3 protein-coding genes are annotated in these 2,838 nt (G+C 29.3%); all 3 read left to right on the forward strand.

The window, feature by feature from the left end; translation table 11 throughout:
• The first annotated feature begins 550 nt into the window (after window positions 1-550).
• Window positions 551-1,207, forward strand: a complete 657-nt coding sequence (locus ACHZDT_RS10355) for a hypothetical protein (RefSeq protein WP_394774552.1) — start codon at window positions 551-553, stop codon at window positions 1,205-1,207.
• Between the two features lie 81 nt (window positions 1,208-1,288).
• Window positions 1,289-2,446, forward strand: a complete 1,158-nt coding sequence (locus tag ACHZDT_RS10360) for a tetratricopeptide repeat protein (protein WP_394774554.1) — start codon at window positions 1,289-1,291, stop codon at window positions 2,444-2,446.
• Between the two features lie 185 nt (window positions 2,447-2,631).
• Window positions 2,632-2,838: hypothetical protein (locus ACHZDT_RS10365; RefSeq protein WP_394774555.1), on the forward strand; the 207-nt coding region annotated here is incomplete at its 3' end.

The raw sequence follows: 2,838 nt of genomic DNA on the forward strand, positions 1-2,838 counted from the left end.
GCTTTTACCACACAATCTGTTTTCCACAACATTGGTGAGTTATGTTTGTAGAAAAACATCCATTATTATTTCTCCCATTGTTCCGTAGGAGTAATACGTAATATGCCGGCTTTAGCAAGCTATCAGATTTGTCAGTTTTGTTTAATCTCCTTTATCAATCAAACCAGCAGTTACTGCTTTTTCAACCTTAGTAGAAAATCCAAATACAATTAAACCCTCCCTTATTACCTTATTGCTACAATTTGTAATCATTTAAGCAAATACAAATAAGGTAATAAGGTTGCTGCATTTAGTTGGTTACTTTTTCTACTAAGGTTGGCAACCCTATCAGGCATTTTATTAATTCGATAGTAGTTAGGTGCTATTTTCAACTTAGTATTCCTGACTGAATATTTAATTCAGAAAATAATAGCAAATGGCATTAAATCGAGAGAATATTCCTATCTGATATAATTTTAATTTATGGTTCTATTTATTTAAAAATATAAACTGACGGTCATAAAATTGCCAAAACTAGGTTTAGATTTGTTGAAATTTAAAAAATCGAACTATGGAGGAAATCTCAAAAACGCTTCAACAAACGCAAGAACTAATTAAAAGCTTTGGCGTTATTGGCACTGTATTCTTTTTTCTAATGACAATCGCCATTTTTTTTGGAATAAAATATTGGTCAAGGCAAATTGAAAAATCAGTTGATAGCAATCATGAGAAATTATTACAAAAATTTAAAATTGAGTTGGAAAAAGAGCTTCAAGAATTTAACATGCGTCTTTCTTCCAAACTTAATGATGAAAAAAAAGCAATAGAGGAAATTTACGCAAAATTTACCCAAATAACCAGTTATTTAGATTTCTTAAATAAGGGAGACAAATATGAGGAAGTGGCTGATTCCTATGAAGATTTTAAAATTTTAATAACTCATTACCGTCAACTCATTCAAACATATGGAAGATACAAGATATATTTGCCCGATGTTCTCTACAAAAAAATTAGTCATCTTTTTCCGGTTATAGAAAATTTTATTGATACTTATAAGACCGGTCATTTTTCTTCTGATCCCCAAATTCAAGTATCTATTCCGGGTACTAATGATAAATTTATTGTTGCTGGTATATGGAATAAAAGAAAATTTGATGACGCAATAAATGAATTTGTAATAGTTCAAAATGAACTAGAAGATTTGTTCAGACAAGCAGCAAAGATTTAATAGACATATTGTATATTTATCAATTAGTCTTTGGGACATAAGCAAGCCAATGACTGTATATAGTAAAATTTAATAAAAATAATGGAAAACAACTTTTTATTTTACTTCCAAGAGGGAATAAATAATCACAAAAAAGGCAATATTAACGAGGCATTAATATCATTTGATAAATGCTTATCAATAAATCCCATCGATGAAGAAGCCTTAATAAATCGAGGGTTAATGAAATATATTCTTAAATCGTATACATCTGCTTTAAATGACTATACAAAAGCAATAGAAATTAATTGCCAAAACAATAACGCCTATTACAATAGAGCATTATGTTATAAAGAATTATCAAAGTATGATGATGCCTTAAGTGATTTGAATATTATTAAAGATAGTGATCCTGATTATTTGGATTTAGATGAGGAAATAAAGACAATCACTTCAATTTTGAACAACAAACCATTTCCATTTCATATAAACTTTGACAGTATGCAATATAGCCATATACCTGCATTGGACTTTTTTGAAAGAGGGAAATTAAAAGCTTCTAACAATAATTGTATTTCCGCAATAGTTGACTTTAATAATGCTATATCTCTAGATAGTTCAAATGCAGAGTTTTTTTATGAAAGAGCTATATGTAAATTTAATTTATGCAACTTTTTAGATGCATTTGATGATTTTTCTGAAAGTATTAAACTTGGAAACTCTCAAGCAAAATATATGTTTGAGAAGACTAAAACAAAAATTTCTGAAAATAGAAGCTCTTTAGATAAAGGGAATGAACTAATTGGACTTAATAAATTTAATGAGGCAATTAAAGAGTTTGATAAACTAATTAGTCTTTTTCATCAAGAAGATCCTAATCATTTTTTTATAATTGATGGAGTAGGTTATCCTTCACAAGAAGTATTAGATGCATTTGTTTATAGAGCTTATTCAAAGGATCAACTAAATCTATTTGCAGATGCAATAGAGGACTATGATTTTGTACTAAGTTGTTTTCGAGAGTATGCCGACGTTTATAATAGTAGGGCTACATCAAAATATGCATTAAAAGATCATGAAGGTGCTTTAAATGATTTTACATTGGCAATTAATTACGACAATGAGAATCCCAAATATTATATAAATAGAGGGACGGTCTATTTTAGTCTTGGTAGGAAAGATTTAGCAAGAAGCGATTGGGAAAAAGCTTCAGAATTTGGCGATTTACAAGCGGTAAATTTAATTATTTCACATTTTTGATTTTTATTTTAGTGTAACTAATATCCTGTCTTACCAATTACCAATATAAACTTCTGCCAAGGGCTACCATTCTTTTAAAGGTTGCAAACCCCATATAGCCAATTACCTTAGAAAGTAATCCAGAAAACCCCTCCAAATCATATCTCATTGAAAATCAACAATCTATAAATATTGTCAGCAAAGAAATGAACTTTGTCAACGAAGAAATGAACTTTGTACCTGACGCAATTACAAAATACCTGACAGAAATGAACTTTTTCAGCAAGGAAATGAACTTTGTCAATCAAGAAATGAACTTTGTCAGTAAAGAAATTGAGTTTGACAGTAAAGAAATGAACTTTGTAACTCAAGAAATTGAGTTTGTTAATAGCGAAATGAACAGTTCAACCGTA

Source organism: Flavobacterium sp., from assembly GCF_043722275.1.
GTDB lineage: Bacteria > Bacteroidota > Bacteroidia > Flavobacteriales > Flavobacteriaceae > Flavobacterium.